The sequence below is a fragment of the Xanthomonas sp. WHRI 10204 genome, from assembly GCF_040202875.1.
GTDB lineage: Bacteria > Pseudomonadota > Gammaproteobacteria > Xanthomonadales > Xanthomonadaceae > Xanthomonas.
This window is the reverse complement of record NZ_JBEGDW010000003.1, coordinates 1-21,595: the sequence shown is the minus strand read 5'-3', so window position 1 is coordinate 21,595 and position 21,595 is coordinate 1. Positions and strand designations below refer to the sequence as shown.

20 protein-coding genes and 1 other RNA gene are annotated in these 21,595 nt (G+C 63.8%); 13 read left to right on the top strand and 8 right to left on the bottom strand.

Annotated features, from left to right (window positions below; genetic code table 11):
* Positions 1–197 precede the first annotated feature (197 nt).
* Together ABQZ00_RS17185 and ABQZ00_RS17180 are read left to right on the top strand one after the other, a co-directional pair.
* Entirely contained in the window at positions 198–509 is a 312-nt protein-coding gene (locus tag ABQZ00_RS17185) for a hypothetical protein (RefSeq protein WP_055850542.1), read from the top strand.
* Positions 510–578: 69 nt separating this feature from the next.
* Complete coding sequence (locus tag ABQZ00_RS17180) at positions 579–2,672, top strand: prolyl oligopeptidase family serine peptidase (protein ID WP_323538649.1); 2,094 nt, start codon at positions 579–581, stop codon at positions 2,670–2,672.
* A gap of 484 nt (positions 2,673–3,156) precedes the next feature.
* Here the strand turns inward: ABQZ00_RS17180 and ABQZ00_RS17175 are convergent, their stop codons facing one another.
* On the bottom strand, positions 3,157–4,341 hold the full coding sequence (locus ABQZ00_RS17175; protein ID WP_323538650.1) for a pyridoxal phosphate-dependent aminotransferase: 1,185 nt from the start codon (positions 4,339–4,341) through the stop codon (positions 3,157–3,159).
* Positions 4,342–4,450: 109 nt separating this feature from the next.
* On the opposite strand from ABQZ00_RS17175, the gene ABQZ00_RS17170 reads away from it, so the two are divergent.
* From ABQZ00_RS17170 to xerC, 6 genes are all read left to right on the top strand, one after another.
* Positions 4,451–6,562, top strand: a complete 2,112-nt coding sequence (locus ABQZ00_RS17170; RefSeq protein ID WP_323538651.1) for a S9 family peptidase — start codon at positions 4,451–4,453, stop codon at positions 6,560–6,562.
* A 413-nt stretch (positions 6,563–6,975) separates the two neighbouring features.
* Positions 6,976–7,374 (top strand): YbaN family protein, encoded by a 399-nt coding sequence (locus tag ABQZ00_RS17165; protein ID WP_039421007.1) that lies wholly within the window; start codon positions 6,976–6,978, stop codon positions 7,372–7,374.
* Positions 7,375–7,413: 39 nt separating this feature from the next.
* Positions 7,414–7,662, top strand: a complete 249-nt coding sequence (gene lptM, locus ABQZ00_RS17160; RefSeq protein ID WP_323538652.1) for an LPS translocon maturation chaperone LptM — start codon at positions 7,414–7,416, stop codon at positions 7,660–7,662.
* A complete protein-coding gene (dapF, locus tag ABQZ00_RS17155; protein WP_323538653.1) occupies positions 7,652–8,503 on the top strand; it encodes a diaminopimelate epimerase in 852 nt (283 codons plus the stop codon). The genes lptM and dapF overlap by 11 nt, the downstream gene beginning before the upstream one ends.
* A complete protein-coding gene (locus ABQZ00_RS17150) occupies positions 8,503–9,174 on the top strand; it encodes a DUF484 family protein (protein ID WP_323521531.1) in 672 nt (223 codons plus the stop codon). Before dapF ends, ABQZ00_RS17150 begins: the two co-directional genes overlap by 1 nt.
* Positions 9,175–9,249: 75 nt before the next feature.
* Positions 9,250–10,152 (top strand): tyrosine recombinase XerC, encoded by a 903-nt coding sequence (gene xerC / locus ABQZ00_RS17145; protein ID WP_323538654.1) that lies wholly within the window; start codon positions 9,250–9,252, stop codon positions 10,150–10,152.
* A 21-nt stretch (positions 10,153–10,173) separates the two neighbouring features.
* On the opposite strand, the gene ABQZ00_RS17140 is transcribed toward xerC, so the two are convergent.
* The gene (locus tag ABQZ00_RS17140) at positions 10,174–10,341 is read right to left on the bottom strand and encodes a hypothetical protein (protein WP_323538655.1); all 168 of its coding nucleotides are present in this window, start codon (positions 10,339–10,341) and stop codon (positions 10,174–10,176) included.
* 679 nt (positions 10,342–11,020) lie between these two features.
* Here ABQZ00_RS17140 and hslV point away from each other — a divergent pair.
* Entirely contained in the window at positions 11,021–11,572 is a 552-nt protein-coding gene (hslV, locus tag ABQZ00_RS17135) for an ATP-dependent protease subunit HslV (protein ID WP_005997221.1), read from the top strand.
* Positions 11,573–11,682: 110 nt separating this feature from the next.
* Complete coding sequence (gene hslU, locus ABQZ00_RS17130; protein WP_115512627.1) at positions 11,683–13,050, top strand: ATP-dependent protease ATPase subunit HslU; 1,368 nt, start codon at positions 11,683–11,685, stop codon at positions 13,048–13,050.
* 228 nt (positions 13,051–13,278) lie between these two features.
* On the opposite strand, the gene ABQZ00_RS17125 is transcribed toward hslU, so the two are convergent.
* The 5 genes from ABQZ00_RS17125 to ABQZ00_RS17105 form a co-directional block, all read right to left on the bottom strand.
* Positions 13,279–13,734: a nucleoside deaminase gene (locus ABQZ00_RS17125; protein WP_323538656.1), complete on the bottom strand. Its 456-nt coding sequence runs from the start codon at positions 13,732–13,734 to the stop codon at positions 13,279–13,281.
* Entirely contained in the window at positions 13,731–14,231 is a 501-nt protein-coding gene (locus ABQZ00_RS17120; protein ID WP_323538657.1) for a GNAT family N-acetyltransferase, read from the bottom strand. Before ABQZ00_RS17120 ends, ABQZ00_RS17125 begins: the two co-directional genes overlap by 4 nt.
* A 150-nt stretch (positions 14,232–14,381) precedes the next feature.
* Positions 14,382–14,456: non-coding RNA, sX9 sRNA (locus ABQZ00_RS17115), on the bottom strand.
* An 83-nt stretch (positions 14,457–14,539) separates the two neighbouring features.
* On the bottom strand, positions 14,540–15,628 hold the full coding sequence (locus tag ABQZ00_RS17110) for an HlyD family secretion protein (RefSeq protein ID WP_323538658.1): 1,089 nt from the start codon (positions 15,626–15,628) through the stop codon (positions 14,540–14,542).
* Positions 15,625–17,274, bottom strand: coding sequence for an MFS transporter (locus ABQZ00_RS17105; protein WP_323538659.1), 1,650 nt, complete (start codon positions 17,272–17,274; stop codon positions 15,625–15,627). Before ABQZ00_RS17105 ends, ABQZ00_RS17110 begins: the two co-directional genes overlap by 4 nt.
* 87 nt (positions 17,275–17,361) lie before the next feature.
* Here ABQZ00_RS17105 and ubiE point away from each other — a divergent pair, with 87 nt between their 5' ends.
* From ubiE to ABQZ00_RS17090, 3 genes are all read left to right on the top strand, one after another.
* Positions 17,362–18,123 (top strand): bifunctional demethylmenaquinone methyltransferase/2-methoxy-6-polyprenyl-1,4-benzoquinol methylase UbiE, encoded by a 762-nt coding sequence (gene ubiE / locus ABQZ00_RS17100; protein WP_046965330.1) that lies wholly within the window; start codon positions 17,362–17,364, stop codon positions 18,121–18,123.
* Positions 18,124–18,319: 196 nt separating this feature from the next.
* The gene (locus ABQZ00_RS17095) at positions 18,320–19,210 is read left to right on the top strand and encodes a GGDEF domain-containing protein (protein WP_055850582.1); all 891 of its coding nucleotides are present in this window, start codon (positions 18,320–18,322) and stop codon (positions 19,208–19,210) included.
* A gap of 110 nt (positions 19,211–19,320) precedes the next feature.
* The gene (locus ABQZ00_RS17090) at positions 19,321–21,270 is read left to right on the top strand and encodes a M1 family metallopeptidase (protein WP_323538677.1); all 1,950 of its coding nucleotides are present in this window, start codon (positions 19,321–19,323) and stop codon (positions 21,268–21,270) included.
* 118 nt (positions 21,271–21,388) lie between these two features.
* Here the strand turns inward: ABQZ00_RS17090 and ABQZ00_RS17085 are convergent.
* A partial coding sequence (locus ABQZ00_RS17085) for a hypothetical protein (RefSeq protein ID WP_349777723.1) occupies positions 21,389–21,595 on the bottom strand: 207 nt, incomplete at its 5' end.

The following is a 21,595-nucleotide window of genomic DNA, read 5'->3' as shown; positions in this document are numbered from 1 at the left end:
CAAGGCGGTATTGCAGAGGGTTGAAAGCCGGCGCGGCTAACTCTCAGCCCTCGCTCCCCAATCCCCAATCTCAAAGCACATCCCGCAGCGCCGGACCCCGCACGGCTCAACCTTTCGCCTGCCAGGTCGCAATCGGTGAGATGGACACAGGCAATTCTGCCGGCCTGTCCTGATTCCTTCTGCCACGGAGTGCCGCCATGTCGCATCGTCCTTCCTCTCGTTCCGAACGTCCCGATCCGCGGGTGCTGCGCCCGGTGCGGCAGATCGCCCTGGCTGGCCTTGCCCTGGTGCTGGTGTGGCCGGCGGCGCGTGGGCACAGCGAGTGGATCGGCTGGCTGCCGCTGTGGCTGGTGGGCATGCCGATGCTGGCCTGGTGGAGCTTGCACCGCTTCGCGCTGCCCACGCTGACCCGGCCGGGCGCGCGGCCTGCCTTGCCGCGTCGGCGTGGTCCGCAGGCGCAGCGTCGGCGTGTCGCTTCGCGGACAGCGACACCGGCACGGGCGGCCTGACCTTCGGCAGGGGAGGCCGGGCAAAGGGCTGTGGTAGGTTTTCCGGCATTGGTTTTTCCGGAAAAATACATGCCCAAGTTCGCCTCGATCTGCCTGGTTGCCGGCCTGATCACCGCTGGCGCCGTCTCTGCAGAGGAAACCGCCGTGTCCAACGACCCCCACGCCTGGCTGGAAGATGTCACCGGCGCCAAGCCGCTGGACTGGGTCAAGGCCCAGAACGCCAAGACCGAAGCCCGCCTGGCCACCACGCCGGCCTTCAAGCAGATGGAAACCAGCATCCGCGAGGTGCTGGACTCGGACGCCAAGATTCCCGGCGTGCAGAAGATCGGCGAGTTCTATTACAACTTCTGGAAGGACAAGCAGCACGAGCGCGGCCTGTGGCGGCGCACCACGCTGGACGAATACCGCAAGGCCTCGCCCAAGTGGGAGACGGTGCTGGACCTGGATGCGCTTAACAAGGCCGAGGGCGAGAACTGGGTCTGGCACGGCGCCGACTGCCTGCGCCCGGACTACCAGCGCTGCCTGATCGCGCTGTCGCGCGGCGGTGCCGATGCCGACGTCACCCGCGAGTTCGATCTGGCCGGCAAGCAGTGGGTCAAGGACGGCTTCTTCCGTCCCGAATCCAAGGGCGGGCTGGGCTGGATCGACCAGGACACCGTCTACGTCTTCACCGATTTCGGTGCCGGCAGCATGACCAGCTCCGGCTACCCGCGCATTGCCAAGCAATGGAAGCGCGGCACCCCGCTCAGCGCCGCTGCGGTGGTCTACGAAGGCAAGCCGACCGATATGTATATCGCGGCCATGCACGATGACACCCCCGGGTTCGAGCGCGATTTCGTCAGCCGCACGCTGGCCTTCTACAACGACGAGCTGTATCTCAAGGGCGCCGACGGCAAGCTGGTCAAGGTGGATGTGCCCAACTCGGCCAGCAAGTCGGTCAAGCGGCAGTGGCTGACGTTGGAATTGCGCGAGCCGTGGACGGTGGGGGGCAATACCTACACGGCCGGCTCGCTGCTGGCCACGCGTTTTGACGACTTCATGGCTGGCAAGCGCAGCTTCGATGTGCTGTTCGAACCCACCGACACCACCTCGCTGGCCGGCGTGGCGTGGACCAAGTCGCACCTGGTGTTGAACGTGCTGGAAGACGTCAAGAACCGGCTCAGCGTCATCACCCCAGCGCAGGACGGTTGGAAAAAGAGTGCGTTTGTCGGTGCGCCTGCATTCGGCACGGTCGATGTCAGCGCCGTGGACAGCGACGACAGCGACGCACTGTGGCTGACCGTCACCGATTACCTGACGCCCACCACACTGGCCTGGGTCGAGGTAGGCAGCGCGCCGCAGCCGCTCAAGACCATGCCGGCGTTTTTCGATGCCGGCAAGGACAGCATCGAGCAGCACTTTGTCACCAGCAAGGACGGCACCCGCGTGCCGTATTTCCTGGTGCGCCCCAAGAACCTCAAGCTCGATGGCAGCGCGCCGACGCTGCTGTATGGCTACGGCGGGTTTGAAATCTCGATGACGCCGAACTATTCCGGCGCATTGGGCCGCGCCTGGTTGGACAAGGGCGGCGTCTACGTGGTGGCCAACATCCGCGGCGGTGGCGAGTACGGCCCGCGCTGGCACCAGGCCGCGCTCAAGCAGAACCGCCACAAGGCCTACGAAGACATGGCCGCAGTGGCCAAGGATCTGGTCGCGCGCAAGATCACCTCCACCAAGCACCTGGGTGTGCAGGGCGGCAGCAACGGCGGCCTGATGACCGGCAACATGCTCACCCAGTACCCGGAGCTGTTCGGTGCGGTGGTGGTGCAGGTGCCGCTGCTGGACATGAAGCGCTATAGCCATCTGTTGGCGGGGGCCTCGTGGATGGCCGAATACGGCAACCCGGATACCGACGATTGGAAATTCATCCAGACCTTCTCGCCGTATCACTTGTTCGACCCGAAGAAGACCTACCCGCCGGTGATCTTCCTGACCTCCACGCGCGACGACCGCGTGCACCCGGGCCACGCACGCAAGATGGCAGCCAAGATGATCGAGGCCGGCAAGGACGTCACCTACTACGAGAACATCGAAGGCGGCCACGGCGGCGCGGCCAATAACGCGCAGGCAGCGCATATGTCGGCACTGGCGTATAGCTTCCTGTGGGAGCGGTTGGCCGATTGACGCAGCGTCACGGTTGGTAGTGCGCGCTTTGGATACAAGCTCTTCTCCCCTCGGGAGAAGGTGCCCGAAGGGCGGATGAGGGTACGCTTGCGCGCTGAGCCGACGCTTGTTCGATGAGCGATGGCGTATGCCAAAGAATCAAGCAAGTGCAAGGCTTCCGCACCTTGCAGCGCGGGTTACTTTTGTTTCGGCGAAAGTAACCGAAACCATGTCGCCTGACGCAGTCCGGTGCGATACCTGTGCTCGGCTCGCTTTAAGGCGAGGAAAGTCACAAGCAATAGCAAGTGCAACAACCGCAAGTGCACAGCAGAAATGCATGAGCACAGCTACAACAGCGCTAGCTTTAGCCTAAACAGCAGCTGCAACAATTGCAGCAACCGCAACAGACGTCGTGCTTGGAAAGGCTTTTTACGTTGTGTCTATTGCATGCGTTGCGTCGCAGGGTTCGCTTCAAGTGCGAGCACCGCACGTGCTCGATCTGCGGTCACAAGCGTTGTAGCCCACGCGCAATACGCTCCACCGCCTGTTCCAGTCGCGGCAGGCTTTGGGTGTAGGCGATGCGCACGTGTTGATTGGCACGGTGGAAGCCGAAATCGATGCCGGGGGTAAAGGCGACGTGCTCGGTTTCCAGGAAATGCGCGCAGAACGCTTGGGCGTTATCCGAAAACGCGCTGATGTCGGCGTAAAGATAGAACGCGCCTTGCGGTTCGACGGCGATGTCGAAGCCAAGCTGGCGTAGCGCGGGCAGCAGATAGTCGCGGCGTTGCTGGAACTCGACGCGACGCGCTTCGAAGATGGCGATGCTCTCTGGCGTGAAACACGCAAGCGCCGCGTGCTGCGCGATGGTCGAGGCGCTGATGTAGAGATTTTGCGCGAGTTTTTCCAGCTCGGGCACTGCGTCGGGCGGGGCGATCAGCCAGCCCAGGCGCCAGCCGGTCATGCCGAAGTACTTGGAAAAACTGTTCAAGACGAACGCGCCGTCGTCGACTTCCAGCACGCTATGCGCGTCCAGGCCATAGGTCAGGCCGTGGTAGATCTCGTCCACCACCAGATGCCCGCCGCGCACACGCAGGGTCTGCGATAACGCAGCCAGTTGCGCGCGCGACAGTACGCTGCCGGTGGGGTTGGCCGGCGACGCCACCAAGGCGCCAACGCTATCGGCGTTCCAGCACGCGTCCACCAGTGCCGGGGTCAGTTGATAGTCGGTGTCCGGCCCGACCGGCACCAGCTGTGCGGCACCTTCGACCAGGCGCAGGAAGTGCCGGTTGCATGGATACCCCGGGTCGGCGAGCAGCCAATGTTTGCCCGGGTCCACCAGCAGGCTGCTGGCCAACAGCAGCGCACCCGAGCCGCCTGGGGTGACCAGGATCCGCTCCGGGTCGACGCTGCGGCCATAGCGTTGCGCGTAAAACCCGGCAATCGCCTGGCGCAGTGCGGGCAGCCCGCGTGCGGCGGTGTAGCGGGTATGCCCGGCGGCCAATGCGGCCTGCCCGGCGGCCACGATCGGCGCGGCAGTGGTGAAATCCGGCTCGCCGATTTCCAGGTGGATCACATCGTGACCGGCCTGTTCGAGCGCATTGGCGCGGGCCAGCAGCGACATCACATGGAACGGCGCGATGTCCTGGCTGCGGCGGCTGTAGCCCGACGCGGGCGAAAGCAAGGAGTCCATTACGAAGATGATAGACCAGCATGACCTAGGACACATGACGCCTGGCGGCGGGCTCTTCCACACTCGGTGGCTGGGATGGCATTGCGTTCATCCAACGGACCCCAATCTGATGAAGCCTGTCCTGACCTTGTTGATCGCCAGCCTGATGACCACATCCGCACCTTCTTTTGCCGCTCCCCCGTCGCCGCCAGACGTCGCCAAGCACCCGCATGTGGTCAAGACGCCGTTTGGCGCCACCCGCAACGACGACTACTACTGGTTGCGCGACGACAAGCGCGAAGACAAGGCGATGCTGGCCTATCTCAACGCCGAGAACGCCTACACCGACCAGGTGATGGCGCCGCTCAAGCCGTTGGAAGACACGCTTTACAACGAGATCGTCGGGCGCATCAAGCAGGACGATGCCAGCGTGCCGTATCGCAAACGCGGCTATTGGTATTACACCCGCTTCGAAGCCGGCAAGGATTACCCGATCCAGGCGCGTCGCAAGGGCAGCATGGAGGCGCCGGAAGAAATCCTGCTGGACGTCAACCAGATGGCGCAGGACAAGGGCTATTTCAACGTGGGCGAGGCGGAGGTCAGTCAGGACAACCGCATTCTTGCCTGGGCCGACGATGCCATCGGCCGCCGTCAATACACGATCCGCTTCAAGAACCTGGACACTGGCGAGATCTATCCGGACACCGTGGAGGGCGTCTCCCCGAGCGTGGTCTGGGCCGACGACAACAAAACGGTGTTCTACATCGAAAACGACCCGGAAACGCTGCTCACCGTGCGCGTCAAAAAGCACGTCCTGGGTACTGCGTCCAAGGACGACGTACTGGTCTACGAAGAGAAGGACGACAGCTTCTACATGGGCATGGGGCGTACCCGCGATGACAAGTACATCGTCATCGGCGTGGAAAGCACGGTGTCGTCGGAGACGCGGTATGCGCTGGCCGCCAAGCCGGATAGCTTCAAGCTGCTGGCCAAGCGCGAGCGCGACGTGGAATACAGCGTGGAACATTTCGATGGGCGTTGGGTGATCCGCACCAATGCCGATGGCGCCGAGAACTTCAAGCTGGTGACTGCGCCCACCGATGCCACCACGCGCAAGCAGTGGACCGACTGGGTGGCGCACGACGACAACGTCTACATCGAAAACTTCGAGATGTTCGATGGATTCACTGCCATCGAAGAGCGCTCCGGTGGGCTGGAGCGCGTGCGCCTGCTCAAGCGCGATGGCAGCCACGAGTACGTCAAGGTGGACGAGCCGGCGTATTCGATGGGCTTGTCGACCAACCCCGAACCGGATACCGCGTGGTTACGCTATAGCTACACCTCGTTGACCACTCCGGCCACCACCTACGAACTCAACACCCAGACCGGCGAGCGCAAGTTGCTCAAGCAGCAGCCGGTGATCGGTTACGAGGCGAGCAAGTATGTGACCGAACGTGTCTGGGTCACGGCCCGCGACGGCGTCAAGGTGCCGGTGTCGTTGGTCTACAAGAAAGGCTTCAAGAAAGACGGCACTGCCGCGTTGTTCCAGTACGCGTACGGCAGCTACGGCATGTCGATGGACCCGGCCTTCAATCTGTCGGCGATCAGCCTGATGGACCGTGGCGTGGTGTACGCCATCGCACACATCCGCGGCGGCCAGGAACTGGGCCGCAAGTGGTACGACGACGGCAAGCTGCTGCACAAGAAGAATACCTTCAACGATTTCGTCGACGTCACCCGTGGGCTGGTCGCGCAGGGCTACGCCGCGAAAGACCGTGTGGCGGCGTCCGGCGGCAGCGCAGGTGGCTTGTTGATGGGTGCGGTGGCCAATATGGCGCCGCAGGACTATCGCGTGCTGGTGGCGCAGGTGCCATTCGTCGATGTGGTCACCACCATGCTGGACGCCAGCATTCCGTTGACCACCAACGAATACGACGAGTGGGGCAACCCGGAAACCAAGGATTACTACGACTACATGCTGTCGTATTCGCCGTACGACAACGTGCGCAAGCAGGCCTACCCGGCGATGTTCGTCGGCACCGGTCTGTGGGATTCGCAGGTGCAGTATTGGGAGCCGGCCAAGTGGGTGGCCAAGCTGCGCGATGACAACACCGGCAAGGCCCCGATCGTGTTCCGTACCAACATGGAAGCCGGGCATGGCGGCAAGTCCGGCCGTTTCCGCCGTTACCGCGAGTTGGCGGAGTCGTACGCGTTTGTGCTGGATCAGCTGGGTGTGAAGTAGCTGAGGGGCGGGGATTGGGGAGTCGGGAGTTGGGATTCGTCAAAGCGGATGACTGAGGGTTTGGTGGTTAGTGCAGTGCGTTGGGGTGGGGCGGTTGGTTTCCATTCTCCGTGCTTTCCTTCTGCCTTCTGACCTTTTGTCTTCGCTTTCCGTCTTCCTCCGTTGCTTCCGCTTGGGTTCGTTGCTGTTGCTCTTGCTCCCCGGTCGTTTGAAAGCACGCTGAGCACCGCAGGCACGCTTGGCCGAACAGGATGCCTTTTCTGGGTGCAGCGAGTTTGGCGTCGTGCCTTGCCTGGCGCGGCTCCCGGGGAACGGTGCAGCTGTGTCACCGACGCCTCTGACGCACCCGCAGTGCTGCACTAGCAACGCGCAGTCCAGACCACCTCACCCCGCTCTGGTCGTATCATTTGCGCATGACGCGACCGAACCGATTTCGCTGGGCCTGGTGGTTGCTGGCGTATGCCAGCCTGGCGACCGGCATTGTCGGGATCTTTGTGCCGGGGTTGCCGACCACCGTGTTCATCCTGATCTCGGCCTGGGCGGCGTCGCGAGGCTCCGAGCGCTTACATGGGTGGCTGCTGTCGCATCCGCGCTTCGGGCCGGCGATCGTGGAGTGGCAGACCTATCGGGCGGTGAGTCGCAAGGCCAAGTGGATGGCAACGCTGACGATGACCGTCTGCGCCGGCATCATGCTGTGGTGTGTGCCGGTGTTCTGGGTGAAATGCCTGTCGATCGGCAGCATGGCGGTGGTGGCGATCTGGTTGTGGCTGCGTCCGGAGCCGCCGCCGCGCGCGCTGCAAGCGCCGCACTGAGCGCACGGCAGTCAGGGTGTTCTGGCTATACTTCGTTCCATGAGCATCATGTCCCGACCTTCCGTTCGTCTCGCACTGGTTGGTGCGACCTTTGTCCTGCTTGCCGCCTGCGGCAACAAGGGCCCGCTGGTGATGCCGCAGAAGCCGGTGCCGGTGGAAGCCCAGCCCGTGCCGCCGGATGCGCCGCAACCGTTGGATGAGTCCACGCCTGCGCCTGCGCCGGTGGAGACCGACACCAAGCCCGCATCCACTACCGACCAGCCCGCTAGCAGCGGCAATGAGCGCTGACGGTCGCAGCGAGCGCCTGCGTTTCACCAAAATGCATGGCGCCGGCAACGATTTCGTAGTGCTGGACCTGCGTAACGGCATGCCCCCACCGGACGCGGCGCTGGCAGCACGCCTGGCCGACCGCCACTTCGGGGTCGGCTGCGATCAGATCCTGACCATCGAGCCCCCGCGCAGCGAAGGCGCCGTGGCCGCCTATGGCATCTGGAATTCCGATGGCTCGGCCGCGCGTCAATGCGGCAACGGCGCACGCTGCGTCGCCGCCTGGCTGGTGCGCGATGGAACCGCGCAGGGCGAGCGCTTCATCATCGACAGCCCGGTCACCGCACATGCGGTGGAACACGTGGATGCAGGAACCTATTCGGTGGCCATGGGCGTGCCGCAATTTGAGCCCACGCAGATTCCGCTGGCCGGGTTTGCGCATGCGCGCGACGAATACGCACTTCCCGTGCATGGCGAGACGGTGCGCTTTGGCGCAGTGTCGATGGGTAACCCGCATGCCGTGCTGGAGGTGGCCCGTGTCGATGCCGCCCCGGTGGAGCGTGTGGGTACCTTGCTGCAACAAAATGCGGCGTTCCCCAATTCGGTCAATGTGGGGTTTGCGCAGGTGGTGGACCCCACGCATGTGCGTTTGCGCGTGTTCGAGCGCGGTGTCGGCGAAACGCTGGCCTGCGGCAGCGGTGCGTGCGCGGCTGCGGTAGTGCTGATGCAGCGCGGCCGTGTCGATCGCGACGTACGCGTGTCGTTGCCCGGCGGCGAGTTGCGGATCCGCTGGCCCGCCGATGCACAGGACGTGGTGATGTCTGGTCCTGCGGTGTTCGTCTTCGATGGAGAGTGGAACTGATGAGCGACAACACGGACAAGTTCGGTGCCCACGAGGTCGCAACGTGGTTGCGTCGCCATCCCACCTTTCTCAAGCAATTCCCCGATCTGGCGGTGAGCCTGTTGGTGCCGCGCGACGACGGCCCCACGGCGTCGCTGGCGACCTATCAGCTGGAAGTGTTGCGCGACAAGAACCGCGAGTTGTCGCGGCGCCTGCACGAGCTGGGCAGCAATGCCCAGGTCAATGAACGGCTGGCGGTGCGCACCCATCAACTCACGCTGGCATTGATGCGCCAGACCACCGTTGCCGACACGCTCAAGGCAATGGCCGCCTCGTTGGCGGAAGATTTCAATGGCGAGCTGGTACGGCTGGTATTGCTAGCACCCGTCGCCGGGCTGGAAGCCGACTGGCTGCAGGTGATCGCCGCCGACGATGCGCGCCTTGCACCGTTTCGCGATTGTTTGAGCGATGGCGAGCCGATCTGCGGCCGGCTGCAGGCTGAAAAACATGCACTGCTGTATGCTGACCAGGCCGACGTTGTGCAGTCGACGGCGTTGCTGCCGTTGCCGGGGATTGGCTTGATTGCGGTCGGCAGCAGCGATGCCAACCGGTTTTATCCGGGCATGGGCACCTTGTTCCTGCGCATGATGGGCGAGTCGCTCGGCGTGGCGCTGCAGCGTTTCTCAGCGTGATGATGGCGGCAGGCCATGCAGTGCGCGGTCTGTTGTGCACCGCAGTGTGGATGCCGCCGCAGCAGGACAGCTGAGATGTCCTCGGTCGAAGGCTTTCTAGCGTATCTGCAGGTCGAACGTCAGGTGTCGGCGCACACGCTGGATGCGTATCGACGCGATCTTGCCGCGCTGCTGAGCTGGGCGGCCGAGCAGCAGGATGCTTCAGGTGCTGCGTTGGATGTCGCCCAACTGGATAGCGCGCAGCTGCGCCAGTTCGTCGCGTCGGAACACCGGCGCGGGCTGTCGGCTAAGAGCCTGCAGCGGCGCTTGTCTGCATGCCGCAGCTATTACGCCTGGTTGCTCAAGCACGGCCGTATCGCGGCCAGCCCCGCGGCGGCTTTGCGTGCGCCCAAGGCGCCGCGCAAGCTGCCGCAGGTGCTAGACGCCGATGAGGCCGTGCGCCTGGTCGAGGTGCCGACCGATGCGCCGCTGGGCTTGCGCGACCGCGCATTGCTGGAGTTGTTCTATTCGTCGGGGCTGCGCTTGAGCGAGCTCTGCGCACTGCGCTGGCGCGATCTGGATCTGGCCAGCGGCTTGGTGATGGTGCTGGGCAAGGGCGGCAAACAGCGTCTGGTGCCGGTGGGCTCGCATGCGATTGCAGCCTTGCGCGAATGGCAGCGCGACAGTGGCGGGCGTGCGGAAACGCATGTCTTCCCCGGGCGTGCCGGCGGTGCGATTTCGCAGCGTGCGGTGCAGATCCGTATCAAGCAATTGGCGGTGCGCCAAGGCATGTTCAAGGACGTGCACCCGCACATGCTGCGGCACAGTTTTGCCAGCCATATCCTGGAATCGTCCGGCGACCTGCGTGGCGTGCAGGAGTTGCTTGGTCACTCGGACATCGCTACCACGCAAATCTACACGCACCTGGATTTCCAGCATCTGGCCAAGGTCTACGACGCCGCGCATCCGCGTGCCAAGCGCAAGAAGGTTGCCGAGTGAGCGTGTGCGTGAGCGATGTAATCAGCGCGACTGCATGATTTTCTGGCTGATGTAATCGAGGTAGTGATGCTGCTGGCCCAGCCATTGCAGCTGATGAAGCGAGTGCAGTGGAGCCATTGCAGCTGGTAAAGCCATTGCAGCTGATAAGGTCATTGCCGCTGATAAGGCAATTACAGCTGCAATGGTCATTGCAGTTGATAAAGCCACTACAGTCGATAAAGCCAGTCCAGCGCTAAGGCGCGGGTTGCCTAGATGGCAAATAACTCGTGGAAATGCTGCTCTAGCCCCTCTCCCCTCGGGAGAGGGGTTGGGGTGAGGGTTCCTGTGCAGATGCTGCTGGGCGTCTTGGGAAGGGTATTGGAGAGCGTCAGAGCTCGCGGGCGCCCCAGTAAGCTTTTAAAAGCGGCGTGTGAAGTAACCGCGGTTAAACACGGCGACGTTTAAAAGGTGGCTAGAAACGCAGGTGCTCCGAGACATTCCTGCATGTAGAGCGTGTTGACGCTGCGGCGTGCAATCGACAGCGGCAGCCGTACCCTCACCCCAACCCCTCTCCCAACGGGAGAGGGGCTAAGGCGGGTGGTGTCCGATCACCAGGTTGTGCGGTGATCGGTGTATCCCGCTCGTATCGTGTGCGCAGTGCGCAGTGCGCAGTGCGCACTTCGTGCTTCGTGCTTCGTGTCTTGCACCTTGCACTACGCTCCTTGCTCCTTGCTCCTCGCCCGTTTGCCCGTTTGCCCGTTTGCCCGTTTGCCCAACGGCCCGATGACCAACTCCTCTCTGCACCACTCTCATCGCTGCGTCCCATCGTCGCAGCGCGCTTGAACCCGGCAGGGGCGCCCCCACCTCTTTGGAAACCCTCGGAGGACCCATGGACCCCAGCCAGAATCCCAACATCGTTCACGCCACCACCATCATTTCGGTTCGACGTGGTGGGCATGTCGCCGTCGCGGGCGATGGCCAGGTCACGCTCGGCCACACCGTCATGAAGGGCAACGCGCGCAAGGTACGCCGGCTCGGTCGCGAGGGTCAGGTGCTGGCCGGGTTTGCCGGTGCAGCGGCCGATGCGTTTACGCTGTTCGAATTGTTCGAAGCCAAGCTCGACAAGCATGGGCAGTTGACCCGCGCCGCGGTGGAACTGGCCAAGGATTGGCGCACCGAGCGCCGCCTGGGCAAGCTCGAAGCATTGCTGGCGGTGGCCGATAAAGAGACCTCGCTGATCATCAGCGGCACCGGCGATGTGATCGAGCCGGAAGACGGCATCATCGCGATCGGTTCCGGCGGCTCCTACGCCTTGTCGGCCGCGCGCGCGCTGCTGGCGCACACCGAACTGGATGCCAAGACCATCGCCACCGAGGCGATCAATATCGCTGGCGATATCTGCATCTATACCAATCGCAACGTGGTGGTCGAAGAGCTGTGAATCGGGAGTGGGGAATCGGGAATCGCAACAGCGGTTTCGTCTCCACTCCAACGACATAGGCTGCTGATTTTTTCTCCCACGAGTCCCCATTCCCAATTCTCGATTCCCCAATGCCAAATCCCGATAGCTCAACCATGACTCCGCGCGAAATCGTGCAGGAGCTCGACCGTCATATCGTTGGCCAGCACGACGCCAAGCGCGCGGTCGCCATTGCGCTGCGCAACCGCTGGCGCCGCATGCAGTTGCCCGAAGAACTGCGCAACGAAGTGATGCCCAAGAACATCCTGATGATCGGCCCCACCGGCGTCGGCAAGACCGAGATCGCGCGACGTCTGGCAACCCTGGCCAATGCGCCGTTCGTCAAGGTGGAAGCCACGCGCTTTACCGAAGTGGGCTACGTCGGCAAGGATGTGGAGCAGATCATTCGCGATCTGGCCGACACTTCGGTCAAGTTGTATCGCGAGCAGGCCAAGGTGCGCGTGCGCAACCAGGCCGAAGAGCGTGCCGAAGATCGCATCCTGGATGCGCTGCTGCCGCGCCGCGCAGCCGGCATCGGATTCGATCCGGAAGCCGCACGCAACGAGCCATCGTCGCAAGATAACGAAACCCGCATCAAGTTCCGCCGCATGCTGCGCAATGGCGAGTTGGACGAGCGCGAAATTGAACTGGATGTCGCGATCAACGCCAGCATGGACATCATGACCCCGCCGGGCATGGAAGAAATGGGCCAGCAGCTGCGCCAGATGTTTTCCAATCTGGGCAGCGGCAAGTCGCAAAAGCGCAAGCTCACCATCAAGGCCGCGCGCCCGCTGTTGATCGAAGAAGAAGCCGGCAAGCTGGTCAACGAAGACGACGTGCGTGCAGCGGCGATCGAAGCCTGCGAGCAGCACGGTATCGTGTTCATCGATGAGATCGACAAGGTCGCCAAGCGTGGCGAAGCCGGCTCCAATGGCGGCGATGTGAGTCGCGAAGGCGTGCAGCGCGATCTGCTGCCGTTGGTGGAAGGTTCAAACGTGTCGACCAAGTACGGCACGGTCAAGACCGACCATATCCTGTTCATCGCTTCCGGCGCGTTTCATCTGGCAAAGCCCAGCGATCTGATTCCGGAGTTGCAGGGGCGCTTCCCGATCCGGGTGGAATTGACCGCGCTGACCAAGGCCGATTTCGTGCGCATTCTCACCGAGCCCAAGGCCGCGCTGATCAAGCAGTACGAAGCCTTGTTGCAGACCGAAGGCGTCACGCTGACCTTCGGTGCGGACGCGGTTGACCGCCTGGCCGAGATTGCGGCGCAGGTCAACGAGCGCCAGGAAAACATCGGCGCGCGCCGTCTGCACACCGTGCTTGAGCGGCTGCTCGATGTGCTGAGTTACGAAGCGCCGGACCGCGACGGGCAGAGCGTGACTGTCGATGCGGCGTATGTCGATGCACAGCTCGGCGAGCTGGTGCAGGATCCGGATCTGAGTCGCTACATCCTCTGATCGCAGCGCACGGCAACCTGCGCGCTGGATGGAACGTACCAAATGGAAAAGACCCGCCAGTTGGCGGGTCTTTTGTTTCTGGCAGTGCACCGAGATCAACGTACGCCTTGGCGCCGGTTGGCGCGATAACGACGGATCAACGCAGCGCCCAGGTGCGCTTCGGCATGACAGCTGGATTGCCCACTGCCTGTCACCGCGTGCTGCCGCGCAGTCGATTGACCGGTGCGCTCAGTCCTCGCCGATGTCCTCGTTCCACACATCCGGGTTGGCGGAAATATAGCCGCCCAGCAGGTCGATGCATTCCTGGCTTTGCAGGTCGATGACGTTGACGCCGTGCTCGCGCAGCCAGGCGATGCCACCCTGGAAGGTGACCGATTCGCCCACCACCACGGTGCCGATATTGAACTGGCGTACCAGCCCGCTGCAGTACCAGCATGGCGCCAGCGTGGTGACCATGATGGTGTCTTTGTAGCGGCGCTGACGGCCGGCCTTGCGAAAGGCATCGGTTTCGCCATGCACCGACGGGTCGTTTTCCTGCACGCGACGATTGTGGCCGCAGCCGAGCAGGCGCCCGTCGTTGTGATACAGCGCCGCACCAATCGGGATGCCGCCTTCGGCCAGGCCCTGGCGGGCTTCGTTGATGGCGGTGTCGAGCAATGCGCGGTAGTCGGGGGTGGTGATCATGCGGACTCCAAAGTGGCCGCGCCGGCAGGGCGCAGCATGTCGAGATGCGGGATGCCGTCTTCCAGATACGGCGCGGACGATGGCGCGAAGCCATGCGCAGCGTAGAACGGTTGCAGGTGCGCCTGCGCACCGAGCTGGATCGCGCTGCCCGGCCAGTGCGTGTGCACCAAGCGGATGCCTTCGCGCAGCAGCGCATGGGCCAGCCCGGTGCCGCGATACGCGGCGGCGATGACCACGCGGCCGATGCTGGGTTCGGCGTAACGCAGGCCTGGCGGTAGCACGCGTAGGTAGGCCGCCAACGCAGTGGTGTGGGTGGTGCCCAGCACATGCAGTACGCCGGGATCGGTGTCCTTGCCATCCAGTTCCGGGTAGGCGCACTGCTGCTCCACCACAAACACATCCGTGCGCAGCTGCAGCAGCGCATACAACTGCATCGTGCTCAGCTGCGTAAAGCGCAGTTGCTGCCAGTGCAAGGGATGCGTTGGTGTGGAGGGCATCGACGCATAATAACGGCATCGCCTGCTCGCGGCAGGCAGAGAAGCGCTAGGCGTACGAGAAGCACACCTGACGAATTGGGGCATCAGCGCTGGGGCACAAAAGGACCGTCCTCGATGTTGTCCGCGTCTGCCGCCCAGGTCGCGTGGAGCGCCTAAAAACGTAGCGTGCAGTCGTCAGCTAGGGGTGGACGACGCACTCGGAACCGCAATGTACGAGCAGTCCCTGCCGCACCGAGTACGTGCCGCGCCCGCTGGCAGGTTGCGCAGACACTCTGCTGGCCGCTCTTGGCGCGTGGCGTCTGCAGCGCTCAATCGGCCGCGCTGTCGGTATCGACCGCCACCACAACCGACATGCCCGGGCGCAGGCGTGGCGCCAGCGATTGGCCGGGATCGACGCTGATGCGTAGCGGAATGCGCTGTGCGATCTTGACGAAATTACCGGTGGCGTTGTCGGCCGGCAGTACGCTGAATTCCGAGCCGGCGGCTGGAGAGATTTCCTGCACGCGGCCATGCAGGCGCGCGTTATCCAGCGCATCCACGGTAAAGCTGGCGCGCTGCCCGATGCGGATCTTCGCCATCTGGGTTTCCTTGAAATTGGCCACGATCCACAGCGTGTCCGGCACCAGCGACATCAACTGCGTGCCGTTGGTGACATAGGCGCCCTGACGCACGCCGAGCTGGCCGAGCTGACCATCGCGCGGGGCGACAATGCGCGTGTTGTCCAGATTGATCTGCGCCAGTTGCACCGCCGCCTGCGCATTGGCAACGGCCGCTTCCAGCGCGGCGCGATTGACGGTGACGCTGCGCGCATTCTCTTCGGCGGCCTGCTCCGCCGCACGTGCCTGCGCCACGCCAGCCTCGGCTTGCGCGCGCGCGGCAAAGGCGGTGTCGCGGTCCTGTTCGGATACCAGTTTCTGGTTGGCCAGCTGTTGCGTACGCGCATATGCCGAGCGGGTGCGATCGCGCAGCGCCTGGTTGCTGCTCAGCGCTGCGCGTTGTTCGGCAATGCTCGCGTCCGCGCCATGGCGTTGCTGCTCCCAGTTGGCGAGATTGGCCTGCGCGGTCTGCACTTGCGCCTTGGCCTGTTCGAGCTGCTGGGCGTAGATGCGATTGTCGATGGTGGCCAGCAGCTGGCCGCGTGTGACATGCGCAAAGTCCTGCACCGTGACGTCGGTGACATAACCGCTGACCTGCGGGGCGATCACGGTGATCTGTCCGTGCACCATGGCGTTTTCGGTGCGCTCGGTCGCGCTGACGAACGGTGGCAGACGCCATGCGTACAGCACCAGCGCCACGCCGATCAGGGCGAGCCCGCCAAAGCCAATCGCGCCGGTGATGCGACGGCGGCGACGACGGGCGCGCTCGGAGGCGGCAGTGGGATCGGTAGATGTGTTCATGGGCGCGCAGTGGAAGCAGGAGGAGAGGGTGACACGGGAGGACGCAGATAGCGTCGCCACACCAGCACAGACAGGATCCACACCCCGGTGGCGATGGCGATACAGCCGATCAGCAGAAACACATCGTTATAGGCCAGCACATTGGCTTCGCGCGTGGCCACGCTGCCGAGTGCACGCACGCCCTGCGCCTGGCGCAGCGTGGGGTCGCCGATGCTGCGGCCATACAGGCTGGCATACGCCTGCACGCGCGCGGCCACTTGCGGGTCGGTCAAGACCAGATGCTCGACCAACTGACTGGAATGGTATTTCTCGCGCAGGATCTGCACGCTGCCGAGCAGGGCGCTGCCGAGCAGCCCGCCCATGTTCTGCGCCATGCCGAACAGAACGATGAAGCTGATCAGATTGCCGGGCTGCGCAATTACCCGGCCAAGCCCGGCCACCATCGCCGGACCGATAAAGAACGTGCTGCCGAAGGCAAGCAGGAACTGGCTGACGTACATCTGCTCCGGGCGAGTGAGGCTGGTGGCATCGGCATCCATGAAGCAGCCGATACAGATTGCCGCCACGGCGATGATCAGATGCTCGGCGATGCGCGCCGGATTGATCAGCCATGCGCTTGCGGCCACTCCAGCGACCGCGCCCAGCAGCATCAGTGCGTACAACGTCTGCAACTGATCGTTGGCCAGGCCCAGGGTCTGGAAGAAGCCGATCGCGCCGGTGCTTTGTTCCGACAGCACCAGCCGAATCAGCAGAATCGCCAACCCCAACCGCAGCATGTCCGCGCTGGCCAGCCACCGCGTGTTGATCATCGGGTTGCGGCGGTTGTGTTCGATCCAGGCCGCCATGCACAGCAGCACGATGGAGAGCGCCAGCACCACGCCCAGCCAGGGCGTGCTGGTCCACCACAGCAGCCGGCCCAGCGACAGCACCGCAGCCAGCCCGGCCGCGCCGGCCGCAAACAGGGGGAAAGTGACGAAATCCAGCGGTTCGAACACACGGTAGCGGTCGCTTGGCGGCAACTTGAGCGCCAGCACGCAGGCCAGCGCGAAGATCGCCAGCCCGAATTCGAACAGGTACAAGCCCTGCCACTGCCCGAATTCCAGCAGGTCGGTGGAGAACACCCGCGCCAGCGGCAACGCCAACTGGGTCACACCCAGGCCCAGCACCACTGCCTTGAGTCGGTACTTGCTAGGAAATGCCTGGATCACGTAATACAGGCCCAGCGAGCTGAGTGCCGCGCCAACCAACCCATGCGCCGCGCGCACGGTGATCGCCGAACTCAGGCTGTGCACGAACAAGTGCGCCAGCGCGATGGCCGCATACAGCGCCAGAAAAATCTCGGTGAAGCGGCGCAGCCCGTACTGCTGGCGAAACTTCACCAGCAACAGATTGGCCGACATGTTGGTCATCACGTAGGCGGCCGGCAGCCAGGCCATTTCGGTGGCGTAGGCGCCCAGGGTGCCCTGCAGATAAGGCAGGTTGGCGGTGACCAGCGCATTGCTTAGCCCGCCGGTCAGCGCCACCACCACGCCGACCAGGCCGTACTGGATGCGGCGCCGGGTCGGGTGCAGCGGCGTGGACGCCGACCCCGGCAGGGTGGGCTTTTCGTGGGGCTGCCAGTCGCGTGGGGCGTACTTGTCGGGCACGCAATGCTCGCAGGGCCGGTTGCGGAAGAGTTCGCGATTGTGGTCCCGTTGCGGTCATGGCGGCGTCAGCAGTGCGATAATCCAGACATGAGCGAATCTCCCTATACCTCCGGCACCACCCATTTCGGCTTTCGCGATGTCGCTGCCAAGGACAAGCAGAAGCTGGTCGGCGAGGTCTTCACCTCGGTCGCGCGCAATTACGACCTGATGAACGATCTGATGAGCCTGGGCGTCCACCGCGCATGGAAACGCTACTTCGTGGCGACCGCGCAGGTGAAGCCGGGCGACCGTGTGCTGGATCTGGCCGGCGGCACCGGCGACATCGCCGTGCTGCTCAAGGAGCGCGTGGGCGATGAAGGCGCCGTGGTACTGGGCGACATCAATGCCGGTATGTTGTCGGTGGGCCGCGACCGCCTGACCAATCGCGGCCTGGTGGCGGGCTTCGACTACGTGCAATGCAACGCCGAAGCGCTGCCGTTCCCGGATCAGAGCTTCGATCTGGTGACCATCTCCTTTGGCCTGCGCAATGTCACCGATAAGGACGCCGCACTGCGCGAGATGTATCGCGTGTTGAAGGTGGGCGGCCAGGCGCGCGTGCTGGAATTTTCCGAAGTCACTGCCGAGTGGTTCAAGCCGATCTACGACTTCCACTCGTTCAAGATTCTGCCCAAGCTGGGCCAGTTGTTCGCACGCGATGCCGACAGCTACCAGTATCTGGCCGAAAGCATCCGCAAGCACCCGCCGCAGGATTCGCTCAAGGGCATGATGGGCGAGGCCGGATTTGCGCGCTGCCACTACAAGAATCTGACCGGCGGCATCGTGGCGATTCATTCCGGTTACAAGATCTGAATCCCGCCCGCGGCTGATGGCCGACGTGGCGCGTGCATCGCGCGCCACGTCGTGTAGTTCAGAGGCGCCGCTTGTGTTCGCTTGATACGGCCTCGCTACCCGCAGGCACGTGCGCACCAACGAATTTCTGAGACTTTCGTCGCGTTGGCTCCACCATCTGTCGGCGACACTAGGCGCTCTTTTGTCGGAGAGTTGGATGCGCTTATACGCCGGGCTCTCGCGTGTGTTTCCCCGTTCCTTCAGCGCCAAGTTGCTGGCGGTGACCTTTGTCGGGATTCACCTGCCGCTGCTGTTGTTGATCGCGTGGCTGGCATCGCAAAGCGAGCTGGAAGGGCAGCTGTTGTGGTCGGTGATCATCGTCGCCCTGCTGGCCACCCTGGCGGGCACCGCCTTGACGCTGTCTGCCTTGTATCGCCTGCTGGCGCCGTTGCGCATCGCTGCCGATGCGCTGGATACCTACTACGCCGATCAACGTCTGCCCAGCTTGCCGGAGCATGGCGACGATGAGCTGGGGCGCCTGCTGCGCGGGATCAATCGCAGCCTGCGCGGGATCGACGCCGGCATGCGCGATCTCAAGAAGCATGCCCTGTTCGACCCACTCACCGAGGCGCTGAACCGGCGCGGCTGCGAACAGGCAATGCGCGATTCGGTCACCGCCTCCCAACGCGAAGGTTGGCCGTTCGTGTTGTTCGTGCTGGACATGGACAACCTCAAGCAGATCAACGACCGCTTCGGGCATCTGGCCGGCGACCGCGTGCTGGTGCGTTTGGTGGAGTCGGCCTACGGCTGGTTGGGCGCGCAGGACTGGATCGGACGCTGGGGCGGCGATGAATTCCTGATCGGCGTGCACGCCAGCGAAGACGAGGCCACGCTCAAGCTCAATCAGTGGCTGTCGATGCTCGAACGCGAAGACGGCGAAGAAGCGCCGTTGCATCTGAGCGCCGGCAGCGCGGTCTGCGAGCAAGGCGTGGATGCCACCGAGCTGTATCGGCGCGCGGATGCGGCGATGTACCGCGCCAAGTTTTCCGGCGGCCGGCGTCTGGTGCGCGACGGCCACGACACCTCGCGCATTCATCCGGTGACATAAGCGCCGACGAGGCGGTACAGCGGCAATCTGCAGACGGTTGTTGCCGACTGCACGGGCAGGCATCGGTGCGGAGCGCTAAAATGTCCGATTCCCTTGCTGCGGTGCCGTCGATGCGCTTCCCGTACCTGTCGCTGTCCCTGGCCGTCTCCATTGCGCTGGCCGGCTGTTCCAACGAATCCACATCGCCGGCTGCCACCACCGCTGCGCCGGCCGCCACCGCCAAGGCCCCCGTGAAAGCAGACGCCCGCAACCACGACGAAAGCTCCTACGCCCAGCCCGACCAGGTGGTCATCAAGGACCTGGTGCTGGACCTGAAGCTGGATTTCGACAGCAAGCAGATCGGCGGCACCGCGACCTACACGCTGGCGTGGAAGAACAAGGCCGCCAAACAGCTGGTGCTGGATACGCGCGAGCTGAGCATCGCGCAGGTGCAGGCCGACGACGGCAAGGGCGGCCTGTCGCCATTGCAATTTGCGCTGGCGCCGGTCGACAAGACCTTCGGCAGCAAGCTCACCATCGAAACCCCGAACCAGCCAGGCAAGGTTGTGATTACCTATCACACTGCACCGACCGCGTCGGGCCTGCAGTGGCTGGAGCCGTCGATGACCGAAGGCAAGCAGCTGCCTTTCATGTTCAGCCAATCGCAGGCGATCCACGCGCGCAGCTGGGTGCCGCTGCAGGACACCCCGAGCGTGCGCTTCACCTATAGCGCGCACGTGACCTCGCGCCCGGACGTGATGGTGCTGATGAGCGCCGACAACGACCCCAAGGCCGCGCGCGATGGCGATTACAGCTTCAAGATGCCCGAGCCGATTCCGTCCTATCTGCTGGCCATTGCCGCCGGCGATGTGGTGTTCAAGCCGATTTCCGCGCGCTCGGGCGTGTGGGCCGAGCCGTCGATGGCCGACAAGGCCGCCAAGGAATTCGAAGACACCGAAAAGATGATCGGTGCCGCCGAAAAACTCTATGGCCCGTATCGCTGGGGCCGTTACGACATGCTGGTGCTGCCGCCGTCGTTCCCGTTCGGTGGCATGGAAAATCCGCGCCTGACCTTCGCCACGCCCACCGTGATCGTCGGCGACAAGTCGCTGGTGTCGCTGGTCGCGCACGAGTTGGCGCATAGCTGGTCCGGCAATTTGGTGACCAACGCCAGCTGGAAGGACATCTGGCTCAACGAAGGCTTTACCACTTACGTGCAGGGCCGCATCACCGAAGCGTTGTACGGCGCGGAAATGGCCGAGATGGAGCGCGAGATCGACCAAGGCGATCTGCTGGCCGAGGTGAAAGACATGCCGCCAGCCGACCAGACTCTGGCCCTGCCGCCACTGGCGCAGCGCGACCCCGACGAAGCCTTGAGCCAGGTCGCTTACGTCAAGGGTGCGTGGTTCCTGCAGTTCCTGGAGCAGCGTTTTGGCCGCGAGGTGTTCGACCCGTTCCTGCGTGGCTGGTTCGACGATCACGCGTTCCAGAGCGCGACCACCGACCAGTTCGTCGCTTATCTGCAGAAGAACCTGCTCGCCAAGCATCCCAACACGGTCAGCGCCGCTGAGGTGGATGCCTGGTTGAAGCAGCCGGGCATCCCGGCGTTTGCGGCCAAGGCACGCTCGCGCAGCTTCTCGATTGTGGACACCGCGCGTATCGCCTGGAGTGGTAGCGCCACGCTGCCCAACAAGCAGGTCACCAGCGAATGGGGCACGCAGGAATGGGTGCATTTCCTCAGCGGCATGGGCGCCACCTTGAAGCCCGAACAGCTCAAGCAGCTGGACGATGCCTATCACTTCACCGGCACGCTGAACGGCGAGATCGCGATGCGCTGGTATCCGCTGGCGATCCGCAGCGGTTACACCGACGCACGTCCTGCCGCCGGTGAGTTCATCGAGCGGGTGGGCCGCCGCAAGCTGGTGTTGCCGATCTACGCAGAACTGTTGAAGACCCCGGATGGCATCGCGTTTGCCGAACAGGCCTTCGAAAAAGCCAAGCCCAGCTATCACCCGATCACCACCGCCTCGGTGGTCGAGATGATTGCCAAGGCCAAGGCAGCGCCGCCCGCGCAGCCGTGATGGCAGGGGAGGGCGTTGCGGACGCCCTCCGGTCGCGGCGCAAACCCCGCCGCGTAGGAGCGCACCCGGGCGCGATGAGGCATTTACCGGTAAAGCCCCATCGCGCCCAGGTGCGCTCCTACGTGTGCCGATCGATGCCGAAGTGCTGAAAACCCCGGACGGCAGTGCATTCGCCGGACAGGCCTTCGAAAAAGCCAAGCCAGCTGTGCCAGCGCAGCCGTGATGGCAAGGGAGGACGTTGCGGACGCCCTCCCGTCGCGGCGCAACCCCCGCCGTAGGAGCGCACCCGGGCGCGATGAGGCTTTACCAGTAAAGCCTCATCGCG

Coding starts and splice junctions, on each gene's coding strand:
- ABQZ00_RS17185 (WP_055850542.1), top strand. CDS start 198: ATGTCGCATCGTCCTTCCTCTCGTTCCGAACGTCCCGATCCGCGGGTG.
- ABQZ00_RS17180 (WP_323538649.1), top strand. CDS start 579: ATGCCCAAGTTCGCCTCGATCTGCCTGGTTGCCGGCCTGATCACCGCT.
- ABQZ00_RS17175 (WP_323538650.1), bottom strand. CDS start 4,341: ATGGACTCCTTGCTTTCGCCCGCGTCGGGCTACAGCCGCCGCAGCCAG.
- ABQZ00_RS17170 (WP_323538651.1), top strand. CDS start 4,451: ATGAAGCCTGTCCTGACCTTGTTGATCGCCAGCCTGATGACCACATCC.
- ABQZ00_RS17165 (WP_039421007.1), top strand. CDS start 6,976: ATGACGCGACCGAACCGATTTCGCTGGGCCTGGTGGTTGCTGGCGTAT.
- lptM (WP_323538652.1), top strand. CDS start 7,414: ATGAGCATCATGTCCCGACCTTCCGTTCGTCTCGCACTGGTTGGTGCG.
- dapF (WP_323538653.1), top strand. CDS start 7,652: ATGAGCGCTGACGGTCGCAGCGAGCGCCTGCGTTTCACCAAAATGCAT.
- ABQZ00_RS17150 (WP_323521531.1), top strand. CDS start 8,503: ATGAGCGACAACACGGACAAGTTCGGTGCCCACGAGGTCGCAACGTGG.
- xerC (WP_323538654.1), top strand. CDS start 9,250: ATGTCCTCGGTCGAAGGCTTTCTAGCGTATCTGCAGGTCGAACGTCAG.
- ABQZ00_RS17140 (WP_323538655.1), bottom strand. CDS start 10,341: ATGACCATTGCAGCTGTAATTGCCTTATCAGCGGCAATGACCTTATCA.
- hslV (WP_005997221.1), top strand. CDS start 11,021: ATGGACCCCAGCCAGAATCCCAACATCGTTCACGCCACCACCATCATT.
- hslU (WP_115512627.1), top strand. CDS start 11,683: ATGCCAAATCCCGATAGCTCAACCATGACTCCGCGCGAAATCGTGCAG.
- ABQZ00_RS17125 (WP_323538656.1), bottom strand. CDS start 13,734: ATGATCACCACCCCCGACTACCGCGCATTGCTCGACACCGCCATCAAC.
- ABQZ00_RS17120 (WP_323538657.1), bottom strand. CDS start 14,231: ATGCCCTCCACACCAACGCATCCCTTGCACTGGCAGCAACTGCGCTTT.
- ABQZ00_RS17110 (WP_323538658.1), bottom strand. CDS start 15,628: ATGAACACATCTACCGATCCCACTGCCGCCTCCGAGCGCGCCCGTCGT.
- ubiE (WP_046965330.1), top strand. CDS start 17,362: ATGAGCGAATCTCCCTATACCTCCGGCACCACCCATTTCGGCTTTCGC.
- ABQZ00_RS17095 (WP_055850582.1), top strand. CDS start 18,320: ATGCGCTTATACGCCGGGCTCTCGCGTGTGTTTCCCCGTTCCTTCAGC.
- ABQZ00_RS17090 (WP_323538677.1), top strand. CDS start 19,321: ATGCGCTTCCCGTACCTGTCGCTGTCCCTGGCCGTCTCCATTGCGCTG.